Genomic DNA, 19160 nt, shown 5'->3' with positions numbered 1-19160 from the left:
CTAGAGCTGTAAATCTCGAAAAGGCTTCATCTTTTTCCAAACCGTGGTACGGCTGATTCCGAGAATCTCGCATATCATGTTCTTATTGCCGTTATACCGGGAGTGTAGCTCCTCAATGATTTGGCGCTCCATGTCTTCTAATGTGCCGATTGTAAGATTCAGCTTGTTTTCGTCATGCTCATGATTTGTCCTCGTGTAGGTCGTATCAAGGAGAGAATGCCCTGTGCCAGTCCCCATTTGATCAGAGAGAACCAGCTTCAATTCCTCAGGGGTAGAGACATGATCTATAGCAATGATACGTTCCATCGTATTTTCTAATTCTCTGATATTACCGGGCCAATCATAGGCTAGAAGCATTTTGCTGATTGTATCATGCAATCGAATGTTATCCATTTTATATTTTGATAGGAAAAAGTGAGCTAGCGGCAAGATATCCTCTTTTCGGTCACGTAAGGGTGGAAGGGTTATCTGCAAGATATTTAAGCGATAGTACAGGTCTGACCGAAAAAGATTAGACTCAATAGATTCACGGAGGTTCCGATTCGATGCTGCGATAATTCGTACATCAATTGGAATGATACGTTCACCACCAACTCGCATGACTTCCTTCTCTTGTAGAACCCGTAGCAGTCGCGATTGTAAGGCAACAGGCAGTTCTCCTATCTCGTCCAAAAATAGTGTTCCCTCATGGGCCATTTCGAACAAGCCGGGTTTACCACCTTTTTTTGCCCCGGTAAAAGCCCCTTCATCATACCCGAATAACTCTGATTCCAGTAAGTTTTCTGGCAGAGCTGCACAGTTTATAGCGATAAAAGGTCCGTTCCGGCGACTACTTTCATTGTGAATGCTTTGGGCGAATAACTCCTTGCCTGTACCACTCTCACCATGAAGTAAAATATTGCTTTCCGTAATACTGTAATGCTTTGCCATTCGAATGGTTATCTTGATCAAATCACTTTTATGAATAATGTCATCAAAGGTGTATTTGGCGTAAAAACGCCGGTGATATAATTCGCTTCGGACATGCGTGTTCATTTCGGTAACCTTGTTGATTTCCTGAAACGTAATGACCATGCTTTCATTGCCCTTATCAATGGGGATTCGGTTCGATACGTATTTCTGGTTGCCAAGAGTCACGACCATCTGTGTCATCTCGGTACCATCACCATATAGTTTTTTCATAAAAGGATTTTGTAGTTTTGCCAGATATTTTCCGATGACTTCTTTCGGTTCGGAACGCAGTGCTTTTGCAGCTAGATCGTTAAAAACCGTTATTTTTCCACTTGGATCAGTAGCGATTACACCATCAAAAGCATAGGAAATGATCGTTTCCAAATGGGCTTGCCTGAGTTTTTCCCGTTCAAACATGGAATATACTTCTTCTGCACGCTTTAATGCTTCGCTTATTGCATCCTCAGAGGAGTCAACAATAATGCAGGTAAGACCTAATTGAGAAGAGGATTTCGCAACACATTGAGCGGTTGCAACAATCGTTACGGATTTGTTTTGGAATGCAATTTTTTTCAGATGATCCAGGATATCTGCTTCATCTTGATACAGTTCGAGGGAAATGTTGATAGATAAGATTTGTTCAAAGAAAGGCAAGTTATATCGTCCAGTATTTTTTACATGATCAATAAAAACAATAGTAGAGGAGTGTTCTCTTGCTTCTAAAAAGGAGACCAAAAGATCAAAACTCGTAATAGTAACCTTCACCACAGGAACTTCCATTTTTTGTTGCAATAGTTCAGCAGTTGCTCCTCGTGCTATGAAAAGCTGGACATCATGTTCTTCTTTCATTTGTTTGGCTAAGAACAATCCTCGTTGCAATGCTCCTTCTTTAATAATTAAATCAGGATCAATAGAGGAATTGACTTGATGAACAAGCTTTGTAAAGGATTCTGATGGAGAAATGACACCGTATTTCATTAGTTCACCCACCTTAAACAAATTGAGAGCGCTTACATATAGATTAACAAAATGTTAGCAAAATAAATTGAAAAGTCAAATAAAAGAGAAAAATCAGGTCATCCATTAAAAATACGAACATCAGAATGTTTATGTTTTTAACATACCATGAGTTTCGCTGAGTGCATCTCATCAAAAAACCAAGAGAACTGGCTGTTTATCCTTGTTGGCACAGCTATTGCAAAACACTTTGGCATTAAGAGAAAGGAAGGAGCTCTTCCATTTTTCTTGATATGCAAATGGAACGGTTATCTATTCAAAAGAGGAGTGTTGTACAATGGCAAACCTGTCACCCGATGCAAAGATTCCTGTTTCGCCTCAACAAAACAAGAACGTAAAGCTTAGTCTCTCGGAAAGAACAGCAGATCTTTATAGTAAATACTTCCCTGACTCAATGATTTTTGCCCTACTTCTTACGTTAATCTCTATGGTTTTAGCTCTGTTGCTGACAGATAGTGGTCCTATGCAGGTTATTGATCACTGGTTTAAAGGCTTTCCTTGGATGTTTACGTTTGCTTTTCAATTAATCCTGACTTATGCTGCCGCCCTTGTAATTGTAGAGTCTCCGGCAGTAGGGAAGAGAATTGAAAAAATAGCTCGCCTTGTTAAAACTCCATCGGCTGCTTATGTATCGACTGCCCTTGTTGGGGGCTTCTCTTCCTTACTGGGATGGTATATCGGTCCAGTTGTGACAGCGACGTACGCAAGAGCAATTGGCAGGACGAATGATTCGGTAGATTATCGCTTGCTTACCGCGATTGCCTATTCTTCTTTTGTGGTTTGGGTTGGCGGATTATCAGGTACGATTCCATTGTTTGTCGCAACACAGGGACCATTAACTGATCTCTTGGGTGGATTGATTCCCCTTGATCAAACGATCTTTACCGTAATGAACATGGTAACAATGATAACGACTGTGTTTGTCATTGCAATCATCTTTTATTTCATCGGAAAGAATAAAAAAGTTGTTGTTCCCTATAAGGATCTTTTACTGGAGAAAGAGGAGGAAAGTAAACCTGCTTCTAGCCAACAAGCTGCAACAGGCACTAGTGAATGGCGGACGTTTGCAGATAAAATCAATCATTCTCGCCCGATTCTTTTTGTAGTTGGTCTGATTGGAGTAGTCTATTGTTTCTATTATTTCATCGCGAATGGATATAAAGGGCTTAACCTGAACACGATTGCCTTCTTGATTATGTTCCTTGGATTCATGATTAAAAATAATGCTCTGGAATATGCAAAGGCATTCGGAAAACACATGGCAGCGAGTACATCAATCGCCGTTCAATTTCCGTTGTATGGCGCTATTGCTTCCTTACTTACCGGAACAGGACTTGCGGAAGTCTTTTCTCAGTGGGTAGTTACCATTTCAACGACAGGTACATTCCCAATGCTAACGTTTTTGATGGAGGGACTCATTCACCTGTTTATTCCATCGGCAGGCTCATTATTTACTGCAACGGGACCAGCATTTATCCCAGCTGCTGTTGAATTAGGTGTAGATATCCCTCGTGCGGTTATGGCAATGAATCTGGGTGAGGCGTGGACTACGCTTATTCAACCATTCTGGGCCCTACTATTTATGCCAATCATGGCGGTAGGGACTAAGCTCTCGGTACGAGATTTCCTCGGCTACTGTCTGCCTATCTTAATCGTCGTGGGAATCATGTGGATTATTGGAGTCACGTTCTTACCGATGTAAGTTTTGATGTTCATTATTACAACGTGGATGTTACGTTTTTTAACAACTGAACCCACTAGGAAAAGAAGAATGTGATAAGTAGCAGGTTTAAGAGAATGGCATGCAACTTGCTAAAAGAAAGTAGTAGAAAGATCTTCTATGATTTTCAAATAAAAAAGATACTCAGGAGGAATTAACATGGATCATTTCTTACAACCATTACAGCCGGAAGAGACTAATTTTCAGAACATTATATATGAAAAAGCAAACGGGATCGCAACAATAACCTTGAATCGCCCGCAGGTCCATAATTGCTTGAATTTTCCAACTTTAAGAGAAATGTCGCGTGCATTCGAAATTGCTTCGTGGGATGACGAGGTAGGCGTGGTTGTGTTGACAGGGGCAGGAGAAAAAGCATTCTGTACCGGAGCCGATTTGAAAGAGCAACAAAACGATATTATTAACCGCCCGCATAATTACTACAAATGGATGGGTGCATTCATTGAAGCACACGAAAGATTGTTAAATATCGGGAAGCCAACGATTGCCAGATTAAATGGAATTGTAGTAGGTGGCGGTAACGAATTTAATATGAACTGCGATCTGGCTATCATGGCTGACCATGGATATATCCGTCAGGTAGGAAACTCACACGGCAGTGTAGCAGCTGGGGGGGCAACACAGTGGCTGCCAATCATGGTAGGTGACAGACGAGCTCGTGAAATTTTGTGGTTGAACGAAGAGATTAGTGCCGATAAAGCGTTGGAGTGGGGACTTGTAAATGAAGTCGTTCCATATAGCCAACTGGATGATGCAGTAAATCATATGGCTCAAAAACTATTGAACAAACTACCCGAATGCGTCCGCTATACTAAAGAACAAACGAATTTCTGGAAGAAGATGCCACTTGCTCTTACAGTTGGTCATGCAAAAGATTGGCTGACTGTTCATACGGGTTCCTATGAAACTTTTGAGTCGATGAAGGCTTTTAACGAAAAGCGTAAGCCAGATTACAAGATGCTGCGCGACAGACTGGCAAATGGGGAGTCTTACGATGACTTGTGGGGTTCTACTTCGGTCTCCTGCAATGAATGTGGAACAGCTGATTTACCAGAAAAATTTACTCATTGCGGTGTATGCGGCGTACCATTGAAAAAATAAATGAGCATAACATTGGCTTCGTTTTTGCCAAGGCAGGACGAAGCCTTTTTTATACAAATACGGGTAAGAAAGTAGCGGTGATGATGAAGTGATATCGACAAAAATTCCGTATTACTACCAATCAGTAGATTTTAATAAGTTAGTACTGGATTATGAACCACCCGTTGAATTCATGAACGGTGCAATGAAATGGAGCAGGGAAAAAATTGAACATGTGCAACTACAGAGACTGAAAGAAACGCTGGAGCAGGCATCTACCATCCCTTTTTATCAGCGATTGTGGAAAAAACATGACTTTGCTCTTTCCGATGTTCAGACTCTGGCTGATTTATCAAAAATTCCGATGTATACCATCGATGATATACGAGACAGCATTGAGCGCAAACCACCGTTTGGTGACTACCAAAGCTATCACTTTGAGGATGGACAGCACACGCCACTTCGCTTTTATACAAGTGGCGGCACAACGGGAGCGCCACGTCCAACCATTTACTCGGCATGGGATCGGGAAGTAGGTGCGATTCTTAGTGCACGAACATTTTATATGCATGGCATCAGACCAGGGGATGCTGTGCTTAATTCTTGGGCGTACTCCACGCATAATGCAGCATGGATCATGGATCACGGTTTATGGCATTGGCTTGGCTGCACACCCATTACCACTAGTACAGGGAACGTTACTCCAACAGAGAAGCAAATTGAATTTGCCAAAATTTTTGGGGCAACCTCCATCCTTGCTACCTCAGATTACCTGGTTCATATGGCGGAAGTGGCAAGGAAAATGGGGTACGATCCGAAACATGATTTACAGATCAAAACCCTCTCGGCGTTTGGGAACAAGCAGCCTGTGCAGGAAGCATGGGGTTGTCCAGTTTATGATTCCTATGCGTTCCATGAAGTTCAGTATGTAGCTTATGAATGTGAAGCAGAAGATGGGCTGCATATTTTTGAAGATGCTTTCCTTGTAGAAATCGTTGACTTCGAAACAGGAGAAGTCTTACCTCCAGGTCACCGTGGAAATATTGTGGTTACAGCTTTGTATAAAACAGGGACGCAGCAGATTCGTTATAACATCCAGGATATTTCTGGTTCTTACGAAATGAAGCAATGCAGTTGTGGTAGCTGGCATAAGAAAATCGACTACTTCCAGGGCAGAAGCGATACGATGGTGAAATTGCGTGGTATCAACATTTGGCCAGAAGCATTAGGTAAAATGATTTTGGAAGATAGACGGGTAAACGGGGAGTATTTCTGCTATGCAGAGCGTAAAACGCCCGAAGGAAAACCGGCACGAGATGAACTGACGATCATGGTAGAAGCAAAATCTGACAGCCTTGATTTTGGATTGCTCAAGCATGAATTGGAAGAATTGCTAAAGCGTAAAAACGGAGTGGCTGTTTCTGTTGAGATAGTAAAGGAGAACGAGCTACAAAACTTGACAGGGCATGGTGTTCGAGCGAAGCTGAAGCGATTTGAGGACAGACGGTAAAGGAGCGGATGGAAAATGAAAGCAATCGTTGTGGAGCAACATGGAGAGATAGATCAGCTCACCCTGCATCAGGATTACTCTGTTCCCAAGCTGGGCGCGAAAGACGCCCGCATATGCATCAAATATTGTGCTTTAAATCATCTTGACCTGTGGCTTCGCCGCGGTGGTACTGGGGATCGACTTACTTTGCCGCGAATTTCCGGGAGTGACATCGTCGGTATTGTAGAGGAAATCGGGGATGAGGTTAGGCATTTGAAAGTTGGGCAGTCTGTACTGATTTATCCAGGGTTCGGGTGTGGAAATTGTGAAGCATGTGCAACAGGGAAAGAAACCATGTGTCGGCAGTTTCAGATCATTGGTTATCACGTGGATGGTGGCTATGCAGATTTCGTAACGGTTCCCGCATCATGCGCCGTGCCCATTGAAGCGAACGACCTCTCTAGATGGGCAGCTGTTCCTGTTTCCTACATAACGGCGTGGAACGCTCTCGTAACCAAGGGTGGCTTGCACATCAACGATACAGTGGTTATCTGGGGGGCAGCAGGTGGAATAGGCTATGCTGCATTACAGATCGCGAGCGGGATTGGAGCGGAGGTAATCGCGATTGTAGGTTCCCCGGATAAGGCTGCATTTTTGCAAGAACAAGGCTTTACAGGGCATATCCTTACAAGAGATAAGAACCTGTCGGAAGAAATCCGTAAGCTGACCCAAAAGCGTGGAGCGACGATGGTTCTCGATCATGTTGGTGCCAAGACCTGGCAGCAGAGCATATCTTTCTTATCGAGAGGTGGCAGACTTATTACCTGCGGGGTTACAACAGGATATAAATCAGAAATTGATATTCGCCAGATTTTTGGCAAACAGATCAGCATCTATGGATCGTGGATGGGAGATCGATCAGATTTTCTCCAGGTTGTATCCTTTTTGCAAAAAAATCCGTCACATCTGCCGTATCTCTATCAGGAATTCGCACTAGAAGAAGCAAGAGAAGCTCAGGAATGTCTGGAAAAGGGAAATCATGTCGGGAAGATTGTTCTTAACATGGACAGATAGGCAAGACTGACGAAGCACCAGCTATTTCCGAGAAATAGTTGAAAAATAGTGTTACACAAGACAGAGATGGAGTGGAAACGAGGAGGCATAACATGAGTATACAAAATATTCTGGTAGTTGGTTCGGGCATTATGGGGCGGGGAATTGCTTATGCCAGTGCAGTAGCCGGGTTTACAACATACTTGTTCGACGTTTCGGAAGATGCACTCGCCCATGCGAGAAATGAAATCATCAAAATTCTGGATGAGGGTGTGAAACGGGGAAAGGTAGATTCGGAAACTTATCAAGAAACTATGAAACGGCTTCATCTGAGTTCCAATCTGCAAGAGGCTTCCCAACAGGTAGAACTGGTGATTGAAGCTGTTCCAGAGGAGATTGCTATTAAACGAAGTGTTTTCAAACAGGTGGATCAATTTGCTAAAGAGGACGTCATTTTAGCAACCAATACCTCTACCATGAGCCCGACTGAAATCGGATCATTTACTAAGAGACCAGACAAAGTAATTGCCATGCATTTTTTCAATCCAGTCCATAAAATGAAGCTGGTAGAAATCATACGCGGTCTGGAAACAAGTGATGAGACGGCGAAGGCTGTAAGGGAAATTGCCATCAAGATGAAGAAGGAAACCGTGATGATTAACGAGTTCCCAGGATTCGTAACCAGTCGGATAAGCAGTATGGTAGGAAATGAGGCATTTTACATGCTGATGGAAGGTGTGGGGACGCCCGAGGAGATCGATAAGGCGATTGAGCTTGGACTAAACTATCCGATGGGTCCATTTAAACTAGGTGATCTGGTTGGTCTGGATACAAGGCTCAAAAATCTGGAGTATCTGCATAAAACATTAGGAGAACGATTTCGCCCATGCCCTCTATTAGTCAAGTATGTAAAGGCAGGTCGTCTGGGCAAGAAAACAGGCAAAGGTGTATATGATTATACAGAAAGTAATGGGGGGAAGCTGACGGATGTTTGAGTATCTATTAATCGAGATAGAGAACTTCGTGGCGACCATCACAATAAATCGACCTGAACAACGAAACGCGATGAATCCAGAAAGCTGGGCGGAGCTTCATAAAGCAATTCGCCAATTAAATGAAGATGAAAATGTGCGTGTCATTATTATTACAGGAGCAGGAGACAAGGCTTTTGTCGCTGGGGCAGATATCAAGTGGCTTCATGACAGAAAACCTCTTGATATTTACGGTTTGTCAGTCCAGGATGTTCTAATGGAAATCTTCCGTTCCTATAAACCAGTTATTGCAGCAATTAACGGATATGCGCTGGGCGGAGGCTGTGAATTGGTACTTGCCTGTGACATTCGTATCGCCAGTGATCAGGCAAAGTTTGGCCAGCCTGAAATAAAATTAGGCATTCTTCCTGCTGGTGGCGGAACACAACAATTAACAAAGAGTGTAGGTCTGGTAAAAGCAAAGGAAATGATTTTAACAGGCTCATTAATAGATGCCAAAGAAGCGTATGAATATGGTTTGATCAATCATGTGGTAGCCCATGATCAAGTAATGAATAAGGCCAGAGAGATTGCAGAAACAATCGCTCATAATCCTCCAGTTGCGGTACGACTCGCCAAAATTGCCCTGAATGAAAGTGCGACAGCAGATTTTTCATCCGGATTAGCTTTGGAAAAAGCATTACAAGCGGTTCTATTTGGAACAAAAGACAAGCATGAAGGAACAAAAGCCTTTTTAGAAAAAAGAACGCCGGAATATGTGGGGGAATAACGATGACCAGGGGAAATCAGGTAGTGATCGTAGATGCAGTTAGAACCCCAATCGGTAAGTATAATGGGGCGCTAAAGGACATTCGACCAGATGATCTGGGTGCTATCGCAATTAAGGCATTGCTCGAACGCAATCCTTATATTCAAACAGAAGAAATTGAGGAAGTGATTCTGGGTAATGCCAATCAAGCTGGGGAAGATAATCGCAATGTAGCCAGAATGTCAGCTTTGTTAGCCGGGCTACCCGTTTCTGTTGGTGGAGTCACGGTTAATCGCCTGTGTGGATCAGGACTAGATGCCATTAATCAGGCTTTTCGAGCCCTTACGATAGGTGAGGGAGACATCATGATTGCTGGGGGCACCGAAAGCATGACACGCGCCCCTTTTGTTATGGCTAAACCAGAAAATCAAAATCCGCGAGGGAATATCACCATGTATGACACCACGATTGGTTGGAGATTCACGAACCCTTCCCTTCATCACATGTATGGTTCACTTAGTATGCCCGAGACAGCACAATGCGTCGCTGAAAGATTCTCAATCTCTCGAGAGGACCAGGACCAATTTGCCTACGAAAGCCAGATGAAAACGGCTAGAGCGATTGAATCTGAAGTTTTTTATGATGAGATTGTTCCCATTCTTGTTCAAAATAATCGGGGAGAAGGCTACTTATTTACGAGAGATGAGCATGCACGTCCAGATACAACGCTTGAAAAGCTGTCTTCACTCAAATCAATTGTAAAAGATGGCACAATAACTGCGGGTAATGCCTCAGGGATAAACGATGGTGCATCTGTTCTTTTGATGATGACGGAGGATAAAGCGAACGAGTTAGGTGTAAAACCATTGGTAAGGGTGCTAGCTTCGGCGGTACACGGAGTAGAACCTGACATTATGGGATATGGTCCTGTATTTGCAAGCAAAAAAGCGCTGGAACGTGCGGGACTATCCGTAGAGCAACTGGATTTAATAGAGCTAAACGAAGCTTTTGCTGCGCAGGCATTAGCATGTTTAAGAGATCTGGGGCTTGATCCACAAAAGGTGAATGTAAATGGTGGAGCAATCGCCTTGGGGCATCCGCTTGGAGCCAGCGGAGCTAGGATCATGACTACCTTGATCCATGAGATGAAACGCAGAAAGAGTAAATATGGACTTGCCACCATGTGTATAGGCGTGGGACAAGGGATTGCTACAGTTGTGGAGCGAGTGGAAGATTAGGTACTAGATACTGATACGAAGACATTTTAGAATGCCGATACGATGAAAAAAGCTTGATTCTCTTCATGATTATAAAGAGAACAAGCTTTTTTGTTTTGTCGGTATGATGTTGATTCTTCTAGTGATTTTTCATTTGATCTGTCTCAGTAGCAGACTCCGTATACAGTCCAGACTGAGTTTTAAACCAATTAAACAGGTGTGTTGCAATAACCTTCAGCACCGCATAACCAGGAATTGCGAGGATAATACCAACCACCCCGAATAAATTCCCTGCGGTTAAGATGACGAAAATAATGGTTATTGGGTGAATCCGTAATGATTTTCCCATGATTTGTGGTGAGATAAACTTACCTTCAATAAATTGAACCACTGTCCAAACTACGATCATTTTTACCAGCATAATTGGTGATGTTACCATCGCTATGATCAAGGCAGGGGTTATCGCAATAGCTGGACCTAAATAAGGAACGATGCTGGTTAGGGACGCAATGATGGCTAGCACGATAGAGTATTCTAGTCCAATGATTAAATATCCGATATAAAGCAAAAGTCCAATGATGAAGCTGACAACGATTTGTCCACGGATATAGGAGCTGATTTGTCCATTCATCTCAGATAACACATTAGCTGAGCGACCTCTTAGATCAGTTGGAACAAAATTGACGATGTATTGAGGTAGCTTTTTTCCGTCCTTTAACAGATAAAATAATATGAATGGCACAATTACAAGTGCGAGGATGACATTGGTTACCGCACCAACAAACGTACCAATTCCTCTAAACGTATTATTGGCGATTTCAGAAGCTTTCGCAGCCAAATCGTTTATGATATCTGTCATATTGAAATTAAGACTATGTTGTACCTGCAAAAAGAGATCACTGCCCACCCATTTTTCAATAATGGCTTGCACTTTTGAAATGTAGCCTGGCATATTGTCCATTAAACTAATAATTTGATCTTTAACAACTGGAATGATAGCCACTACCAAAATGGTGATGAGACCAATAATAACTAGATAGAGCAAGAGAATGGCATATAATCTCTTGATTTTTCTTTTTTCTAAAAAATCCACGATTGGATTGAGCAGATAGTAAGCAACACCTGCTAATAAAAGCGGTAATGATACGGTTGCTAACAAGACCGTGAAAGGATTGAAAATATAGGATATATGATTAAATACATAAATATTTAACCCAACCAATAACAGAATTAGTAACAGTGTTACTAGTCGTTGGTTCAGGAAAAAACGAACTAATTTACTACTGAAGTATTTATTTTTTTCATCCAATACGCTCTTCACCCTCGTCTAAAATTTAGCCTCGAATCTTACTGCAATAATAATATCATATTTCATTGTAGGTAACTCATCGCAAAGTGAGGAAAATCTCTCCTCTTCATTTTTTATTTCTTCTGGGCAAACTCACGGACCATGTCCCACTTCTGACGCTTGTCTTCCATGGTTTTCATATATTTACTAGGCGTTGGACTAGTAGAAGGTAGAAGGATATACTCACGATCCGTATCAAAGCCGACATGTTTTTTGTAGGTTTGATAGGCCTTCGTTCCGTTAAAAAAGACGGTTTTAATCTGTGGATATGTAAGATAGAGACTAGTAAAATCATTCATTTCCTCCGAGGTGATATCTGAGTCCAGGCTGCCAGGCCGATGGCAGCTTTTTATCACATCCCATAAAGCTATCCCCTTATCTAAAGCAAAAGAAAGCCTATCTTCATAGTGATCTGCAAGCGGAGCTCCATACATGGAGAATATGAGCGGCCAGAAGTGATTGCGCGGATTAGCATAATATTGATGCTTCTCTAGTGAAGCAACACCAGGCATGCTACCTAGAATCAGAATCGTACAGGAATCCCAAATAACGGGTGGAAATGATTGAACGCTCGACATAACCAGACTCCTTTTCAAGTAATCCGTTTTTTGGTCATTGTAACAAAATATTTCATAATAATGAACTTTCGGATAGAATGAGTAAATAAGTAGACAAAAAAGCAATGTTGAGAGCAGTATCATTCAACATGTTTTTGGAACAATTACTTAGTAGTACGAGTAGAGAAAATTGTAAATAAGTAAAAGGAGAAATTATGTTATGAAACAACAACTAGGGAACGAGGTATCCATACCAAAAACAATGAGATCAGGAAACGGGCGGTATCCCCTATTAGGACTCCTACTAGCTAACATTATTTTCGGATCAGTCGGATATTTTGGTATTTTGACAGAACTTCCTTCGTTAGAGCTAACGTTTATGCGATGCGTAGGGGGTTCCATTTTTCTGGGCATGATCTGGTATTTCTCGGGTCAATGGAAGAGGGAGACCTGGAATAAAGGTGAGCTATGGCGTGTACTTGTAGGGGGACTATTTCTCACGGGTAATTGGATCTGTCTGTTTATCGCAATCCAACAAATGCCGTTAACCAGTGCAACTACCATCTATCATTTGGCTCCTGTACTTGTCCTGGTATTTGGAAGCTTTCTTTATCGCGAAAAGCTGCAACCACTTGTTTTCTTAGCGTTAGTGATTTGCTTGATTGGGACTGGTTTTGTGAGTGGTGTAGGAAGCAGTTTGTTTAGCAGTCAACTATTTTCAGGTGGCGTTATCTGGGCTCTATTAGCGGCTATCATGTATGCTTGTCTTACGCTAATCGGAAAAGGGATAAAGCACCTCAGTCCGTTTGCAGTCTCTTTTATCCAGGCATTACTGGGTGTAGTCGTCCTGTTTCCTTTCATAGAGACCAATGTGTTTACAGAGCTTTCTACTAGCAATTGGGTTGCAGTAGGTATTATGGGCTTTATCCATACTGGAATCGTCTATATATTATTCTACTCGAGTGTAAGACATTTGCCTTCACGTGTTATTTCTGCCTTAATCTTTGTTAATCCTGCTGTAGCGATTTTACTAGATATCATGCTTCTTGGATTCCGTCCATCTTTCGCTCAGATCGGGGGAGTGGCACTCATCTTTACTGGTATGGCGTTAAGCATTATTGTACCACTAAAAAATAGTAAAAAAGCATCCGTATAATATAGCACAAAGATGGTTCATTAATTAAATTGGCGAACTTAACAGAAAATAAATAATATTTCTAAAACAAGGTTGACGTCCCCTCTTTTTTCTCGTTATACTATGAAAAAAGTTGAACGTGATTAAGTTACTAGCTTTGCGGTTAGGTGGAGAAAATGGAGAAACCCTTACCCGTAAACACAATGCCTCATTTTATTGAGGTTTCCTTTGTGTTTATGTTGGGAGGGTTTTTCTTATTTTTTCTATGAAAACGATGTCATCAAGCTAAAGATTAGTCCGTTCAATCAGAAATAGAGAAGGGGTGTACGATTATGAAGAAAAGAAAGTGGTTCCATTCAGCAGTTGGATTAACACTTGCAGCATCTATTGCGCTGACAGGTTGTTCGCAAGGAGAAGAAGCAAGTGGCGGTGCTCCAGCAGATGGTAAATTAGGAAACATTGCACTTTATTCACCTGAAACACCAGATATGTCCAAAGAATTGGGAAAAGGTTTTGAAACAGCTAACTCTGGATCTACTGTTAATGTGCAATATGCAGGTACGAACGTACTTGTAAACAGAATGATCGCTGAAAAAGATAATCCACAAGGTGACCTTTGGTATGGTGGTGGTGGTTTCTTGCCATTTGAATCAGCAAAGGATAAAGGCATTATTACTGAATACATTCCTGAATCTATCAAAGATTGGCCAGAAGTAAGAGATGGTATCAAGATCCGTGACAAGGATTGGAAATGGATCGGAGCGGAGATCTTCGTACTTGGCTTCGTATATAACACCGACCTGGTAAAACCGGAAGATGCACCGAAAACATGGGACGATCTGTTAGATCCAAAATGGAAAGGCAAAATTCAAATGGCGAACCCAGCAGCATCTGGGACAGCTACATTAACTGTTCTAGCTCAATTAATGGAGCGCGGTGAAGAACCAGGCTGGGATTATTTCAAAAAATTGATGGACCAGGTAAGCGCATTGCCTGACTCCGGTTCCGCACCAACAAAAGCCGTAGCAAAAGGTGAAGCAAGCATTGCCATTGCGTTTGATTTCATGGCATATGAGATGAAAGCAAAAGGTGAAAAAGTAGATTTTATTGTTCCAGAAAAAACTGCCATTATTGTAAACCCAGTCAGCTTGGTACAAGATGGTCCAAACCCTGCAGGCGGTAAAGCATTTATCGATTATCTACTTTCCAAAGATGGACAACAAATTTTATCCAACTGGTATCATATCCCGATCCACAAAGATGTGCCTTCCAAAACACCTCTAACATTGGAAAAAGTAATTCCGCACGCTCAACAGCTTGATGTGGACTGGGTCGTGCAAAACTACGATCGCGTACGTAACGAATGGCGTACCAAATTCAAGTAAGGAGGCAACATCATGGGATCGGTCCTGGTAAAAAACTTGCATAAACAATTTAGTGGCGTGACCGCGCTCGAAGACGTAAATCTGGAGATCAGGGAGGGCGAGTTCTTCGCCCTTCTTGGCCCCTCTGGTTGTGGAAAAACCACGACAATGCGTTGTATTGCCGGTTTTGAAACACCAACATCCGGCAACATTTATATCGGCGATAGGGAAGTGAGCAAGGTTCCGGCTAATCAGCGGAACTGCGGGATGGTTTTTCAAAGCTATGCGCTGTTCCCGCATTTAACCGTAGCAGAGAATGTCGCATACAGCTTAAACATCCGTCGTTATGAGCAAGGCGGAATCGGAAGTAAGCTGGGAGTTTTGGCACACATGCTAAATCGACGCCTAGGTAAAATGCCGAAAGACGTGGAACAAAAAGTACGTGATTCACTTGATTTTGTAGAACTGGGTCATCTGGCTGATCGTCTGCCAGGACAATTATCTGGTGGACAACAGCAACGTGTAGCACTGGCACGGGCACTCATCATGGAGCCTGCCGTTCTACTAATGGATGAACCACTTTCTAACCTGGATAAAAAATTACGTAACAGTATGCGTGTAACAATCCGTCAAATTCAACAAAAAATCGGAATCACCACGATCTTCGTAACTCATGATCAGGAAGAAGCGATGAGCATGGCTGATCGGGTAGCTGTCATGGAAGGCGGGAAGCTTGTTCAAGTTGATACACCAACGAACCTCTACAGCCGCCCAGTTTCCAGATTCGTTGCTGATTTTGTAGGCTCGTCCAACATTTATAAAGGGTTCGTGAAGAATCAAGGTACAGAGAAAGGAACGCTAATTCAGTTGTCGGATCAACAGCTGCTCTATTCTGCTTTTGATACCACTAAGTCAGAAGTTGAGATTATTATCCGACCTGAGAGCATACAACTGTACGAGGCAGGTAAAGAACCGGAAGAAACCGGACTCCTTGATGGGACGATCACGATGTCCACATATATGGGACCTAGCATACGTTACGACGTGCAAGTGGGGAATCTAGCATTCGAGGTGGATAAAACCTACGAAGGTGGCATGCCGCTATTATCTCCAGGCACCTCTGTAAAATTGGCAATTGAGCCTGAACGTGTGGTGATCCTATGAGTACGGATGTGAGAACACAGACGGAAGTAGCGGGACCAGGAGAATTGAAACCGCCAACCAGTAAATCGTCAAGAAACAAAAAGGTTTCCTTTAGCGGCTTAACGATGATGAAATGGCTGGTTTATGCTTTTTTCCTTGTATTTCTGATCGTTCCGCTACTCTCTATCCTGTTGGTCAGCATCACCGGGGAACCTATTAATATTTTCGGTTCATTTACGAATGCGAAAATATTCAACTCAACCATGGAAAAGCTTTCAAACATGTCGTTTGAGGCATACCGTACCATGTTCGAGAGCGGAGGTAGTTATTTTGGTGCACTGGTAAACAGTTTGAAACTGAGTACGGGTGTTGCTTTATTAGTTACCATAATGGTTCTGCCAATCGCTTATGCATTTGCACGTACGACAATGCCATTTAAAGCTTTGTTTGCAGCTATTTGCACGATTCCGTTAGTTATGCCGACATTCATTTCTTCTTATGCTTTTACTCTGATGTTTGGAAAAACAGGCTGGGTGAATCATATCTACCGGGCGTTTGGCGGAGAAGGCGTACTCTTTGACGTACAATCCATGCTTGGCATCGTGTTAGTACAGGTCTTTTTCTTTTTTCCTTATGCACTATGGCCAATGGTTGCTGCGTTCAAAATTAGTGATCTTACCTTAGAAGAAGCCTCACAGAATCTGGGAGCAAGAAGCTGGTATACGTTCGGCAGAGTAACATTACCACTTGCCATGCCAGGTCTTGTGTCAAGTATGCTATTAATCTTTACCGTTAGTTTCTCAGATTTCGGGACTCCGATTATTCTGGCTCCCAAGGATTTGAGTCTAATTGTTGTAGAAGCATACAGGGAGTTATCTGGATTCTTTAACTGGGCAGGCTCTGCTGTACTTACCATAGTCATGCTAATTGTTGCTGCTTTCTTTTTCTGGCTACAAAGGCTCGTGGTCAAAGGGAAAGAGTATGGAACCATTTCAGGTAAGCCTACCAAACAGAAATTAAACGATAGCAAGGCAGTAACGACTACCCTTAGTATTTATTCCTTCCTAATTGTTTTGGTTCCGTTGCTTGCTGTAGGCTCCATCTTTCTGTCGTCCATTGCTACGACGTGGGGGATGCATGCGCTACCTGATGGTTATACATTGAAGCATTACGCGCTGATTTTTAGCTCATCATCGAAAAACATCATCAATAGTATGATTCTGGCTATTGGATCATTGGTTCTAAGTGTCGTCATTGCCATATTTGTCTCTTACTTTGTCGTTCGCCGTAATTCGGGTGCGCTTGATTTTATCTCCTCGATCCCACTGATTGTTCCTGGGATTGCACTGGGGATTGCATTGATCCAGACATTTAATACGGCTCCTATCCAATTGACGGGTACAGCGACGATTTTGATTATTGCATATACCATCAGGCGGATGCCATACATGATCCGTTCTACGATGAGCTCTATGATGGCGATTCGTAAAGATATTGAGGAAGCAGCCATTAGCTTAGGCGCATCGCAGCTGGTAGCAGCTATTACCGTAATTGGACCATTGCTATTGCCAGGGATTGCTGCGGGAGGTATTCTGGTTTTCGTTACGGTTATCAAGGAAGCAAGTATTTCGATCTTGCTTGCACCAAGTGATTGGGCACCAATGAGCTTGGCCGTGTTCCAGAACCTACTACGCGGGGAATATTACACCGCGTCAGCGATGGCGATTTTAATTATCTTCATTGTTGTTGTGTTGCAGTATCTGGCTAAAAAATTGACCAAGGATCAGCTTTACTAATATGAAAGATGGGGGAACAACATGAAAGGCTTTATCTTTGACCTTGATGGAACTGTATATCTGGGAGATCGCTTGATTGATGGGGCGAGGGAGGCGATACAGACACTGAGAGATCGGGGAGACAAGGTGGTTTTTCTCTCTAATAAACCGATTGCGACCCGAGAATCTTATGCACATAAACTGACGAAAATGGGCATTCCAACCAAAGTAGAGGATGTACTGAACTCTTCTCTAATCGTAGCAAGGTATTTACAAACGGTGATGAAGCAGGGAGAACAGGTTCTTGTCATTGGGGAAATGCCTGTTCGAGAAGAGCTGAGGCGACATGGTATCAAAATGTCGGAGAATCCGCTTGAGGTACAATATGTCGTACTTTCATGGGATCGAGAGTTTACGTATAACCGGCTGAATGATCTGTTCCAAGCTACGATCCGTGGTGCCAAGGTGATCGCGACCAATCCAGATCGTACGTGCCCAATGGAGGATGGACAGATTCCGGATACAGGCTCGTTTATCGGTGCCATTGAAGGTGCAACAGGAAAATCTATTGATCTCGTAGTGGGAAAACCTTCTCCGATCGCAGCAGAGCTGGCGGTGAAGCATCTCGACCTTGACTACGAAGATTGTTATATGGTTGGTGACCGATTGGAGACAGATATTAAAATGGGGATTGATACAGGAATGAATTCCGTTCTTGTTTTAACGGGAATCAGCACGAGAGAGATGGCTGAGAACGGCGAACATCGTCCTACCTATATATGTGAGAGCATCAAAGATATTGTTCAATTGTAAAAAATTCATGCTATACTGAAGATAGACAAAAGCATGGAGGGCATAAGATGTATCCCATAGTCGATCTGGTCGAGTGTCAAACGATCGCCGCCGTACAATCTGAGCACCTGTTGGACGACGCGATTCAGAGCGATGTTAACATTATCTTTTTGTTAACCGGCTCCATCTTTAACATCAAACAGCTAGTAGATCGTGTAAAAGCCGCGAACAAGCACGTATTTTTGCATATGGAATTTATTGAAGGCATTGCTCCCGATAAGAGTGGAGTAGCTTATGTGGCTCAAGAAATTGCTCCGACCGGGATCATCTCAACACGCAGTAACCTAATCCGCGTAGCGAAAGATCTGAATTTAATGGCGATTCAAAGAATATTCCTCATTGATCGCAATGCTGTGTCAAAGGGTTTGCGAGTTATTGAACAAACGCTGCCAGATGCAGTAGAAATCATGCCAGGATTGATGCCACGTGTCATACGGGAAATGACGGACTTGACGCCACTTCCGATTATTGCAGGCGGTCTGGTTGATACGCAGGAAGAGATTGAACAGGCGTTAGAGGCAGGAGCTTTAGCCATTTCAGCAGGTTCCAAGGATTTATGGTTTACTACTGAAAAAGTATCCCATTAAGATCTTTTTCTATCTCATTTTGAAAAGGGCGGGTATCCCGCTTCATATAGTAGGAAGGGTAGAGAACAGGAGAAACCCCTTTGGAGAAACAACTTCGATGAAAGTTGTCTT

At 42.7% G+C, this 19160-nt stretch carries 16 protein-coding genes; 13 read left to right on the top strand and 3 right to left on the bottom strand.

Annotated elements, in window-relative coordinates; genetic code table 11:
* Window positions 1-1929, bottom strand: a complete 1929-nt coding sequence (locus LM917_RS19985; protein WP_232699480.1) for a sigma 54-interacting transcriptional regulator — start codon at window positions 1927-1929, stop codon at window positions 1-3.
* A gap of 316 nt (window positions 1930-2245) precedes the next feature.
* Between LM917_RS19985 and LM917_RS19980 the strand changes: the two genes are divergently transcribed.
* The 7 genes from LM917_RS19980 (at window position 2246) to LM917_RS19950 (ending at window position 10309) form a co-directional block, all read left to right on the top strand.
* Window positions 2246-3670 carry a TIGR00366 family protein gene (locus tag LM917_RS19980; RefSeq protein WP_232699479.1) on the top strand — a complete coding sequence of 475 codons (1425 nt, stop codon included), beginning with the start codon at window positions 2246-2248 and terminating at the stop codon, window positions 3668-3670.
* 177 nt (window positions 3671-3847) lie between these two features.
* Window positions 3848-4810, top strand: a complete 963-nt coding sequence (locus tag LM917_RS19975) for an enoyl-CoA hydratase/isomerase family protein (RefSeq protein ID WP_232699478.1) — start codon at window positions 3848-3850, stop codon at window positions 4808-4810.
* An 88-nt stretch (window positions 4811-4898) separates the two neighbouring features.
* Complete coding sequence (locus tag LM917_RS24665; protein WP_232699477.1) at window positions 4899-6299, top strand: phenylacetate--CoA ligase family protein; 1401 nt, start codon at window positions 4899-4901, stop codon at window positions 6297-6299.
* Between the two features lie 15 nt (window positions 6300-6314).
* Window positions 6315-7352: a zinc-binding dehydrogenase gene (locus tag LM917_RS19965; RefSeq protein ID WP_232699476.1), complete on the top strand. Its 1038-nt coding sequence runs from the start codon at window positions 6315-6317 to the stop codon at window positions 7350-7352.
* Window positions 7353-7444: 92 nt separating this feature from the next.
* Window positions 7445-8326 (top strand): 3-hydroxyacyl-CoA dehydrogenase, encoded by an 882-nt coding sequence (locus tag LM917_RS19960; RefSeq protein WP_232699475.1) that lies wholly within the window; start codon window positions 7445-7447, stop codon window positions 8324-8326.
* Window positions 8319-9092, top strand: coding sequence for an enoyl-CoA hydratase/isomerase family protein (locus LM917_RS19955; protein WP_255668449.1), 774 nt, complete (start codon window positions 8319-8321; stop codon window positions 9090-9092). Before LM917_RS19960 ends, LM917_RS19955 begins: the two co-directional genes overlap by 8 nt.
* A 2-nt stretch (window positions 9093-9094) precedes the next feature.
* A complete protein-coding gene (locus LM917_RS19950; RefSeq protein WP_232699474.1) occupies window positions 9095-10309 on the top strand; it encodes a thiolase family protein in 1215 nt (404 codons plus the stop codon).
* Between the two features lie 118 nt (window positions 10310-10427).
* On the opposite strand, the gene LM917_RS19945 is transcribed toward LM917_RS19950, so the two are convergent.
* Both LM917_RS19945 and LM917_RS19940 read right to left on the bottom strand, forming a co-directional pair.
* Window positions 10428-11597, bottom strand: coding sequence for an AI-2E family transporter (locus LM917_RS19945; RefSeq protein WP_232699473.1), 1170 nt, complete (start codon window positions 11595-11597; stop codon window positions 10428-10430).
* A 113-nt stretch (window positions 11598-11710) separates the two neighbouring features.
* A complete protein-coding gene (locus tag LM917_RS19940) occupies window positions 11711-12214 on the bottom strand; it encodes a DNA-deoxyinosine glycosylase (protein WP_232699472.1) in 504 nt (167 codons plus the stop codon).
* Window positions 12215-12413: 199 nt separating this feature from the next.
* Between LM917_RS19940 and LM917_RS19935 the strand changes: the two genes are divergently transcribed.
* The 6 genes from LM917_RS19935 to LM917_RS19910 all read left to right on the top strand — a co-directional run bounded on the left by LM917_RS19935 (window position 12414) and on the right by LM917_RS19910 (window position 19049).
* On the top strand, window positions 12414-13349 hold the full coding sequence (locus LM917_RS19935) for a DMT family transporter (protein ID WP_232699471.1): 936 nt from the start codon (window positions 12414-12416) through the stop codon (window positions 13347-13349).
* 311 nt (window positions 13350-13660) lie between these two features.
* Complete coding sequence (locus tag LM917_RS19930) at window positions 13661-14713, top strand: extracellular solute-binding protein (RefSeq protein ID WP_232699470.1); 1053 nt, start codon at window positions 13661-13663, stop codon at window positions 14711-14713.
* Between the two features lie 12 nt (window positions 14714-14725).
* On the top strand, window positions 14726-15856 hold the full coding sequence (locus tag LM917_RS19925) for an ABC transporter ATP-binding protein (RefSeq protein WP_232699469.1): 1131 nt from the start codon (window positions 14726-14728) through the stop codon (window positions 15854-15856).
* A complete protein-coding gene (locus tag LM917_RS19920) occupies window positions 15853-17631 on the top strand; it encodes an ABC transporter permease (protein ID WP_232699468.1) in 1779 nt (592 codons plus the stop codon). Before LM917_RS19925 ends, LM917_RS19920 begins: the two co-directional genes overlap by 4 nt.
* A 21-nt stretch (window positions 17632-17652) precedes the next feature.
* Entirely contained in the window at window positions 17653-18423 is a 771-nt protein-coding gene (locus LM917_RS19915; RefSeq protein ID WP_232699467.1) for an HAD-IIA family hydrolase, read from the top strand.
* Between the two features lie 47 nt (window positions 18424-18470).
* Window positions 18471-19049 (top strand): glycerol-3-phosphate responsive antiterminator, encoded by a 579-nt coding sequence (locus LM917_RS19910; protein ID WP_232699466.1) that lies wholly within the window; start codon window positions 18471-18473, stop codon window positions 19047-19049.
* Window positions 19050-19160 lie beyond the last annotated feature (111 nt).

It is taken from the genome of Brevibacillus daliensis (assembly GCF_021245735.1).
Lineage (GTDB): Bacteria > Bacillota > Bacilli > Brevibacillales > Brevibacillaceae > Brevibacillus_B > Brevibacillus_B daliensis.
This window is presented reverse-complemented; position numbering and strand designations above follow the sequence as displayed.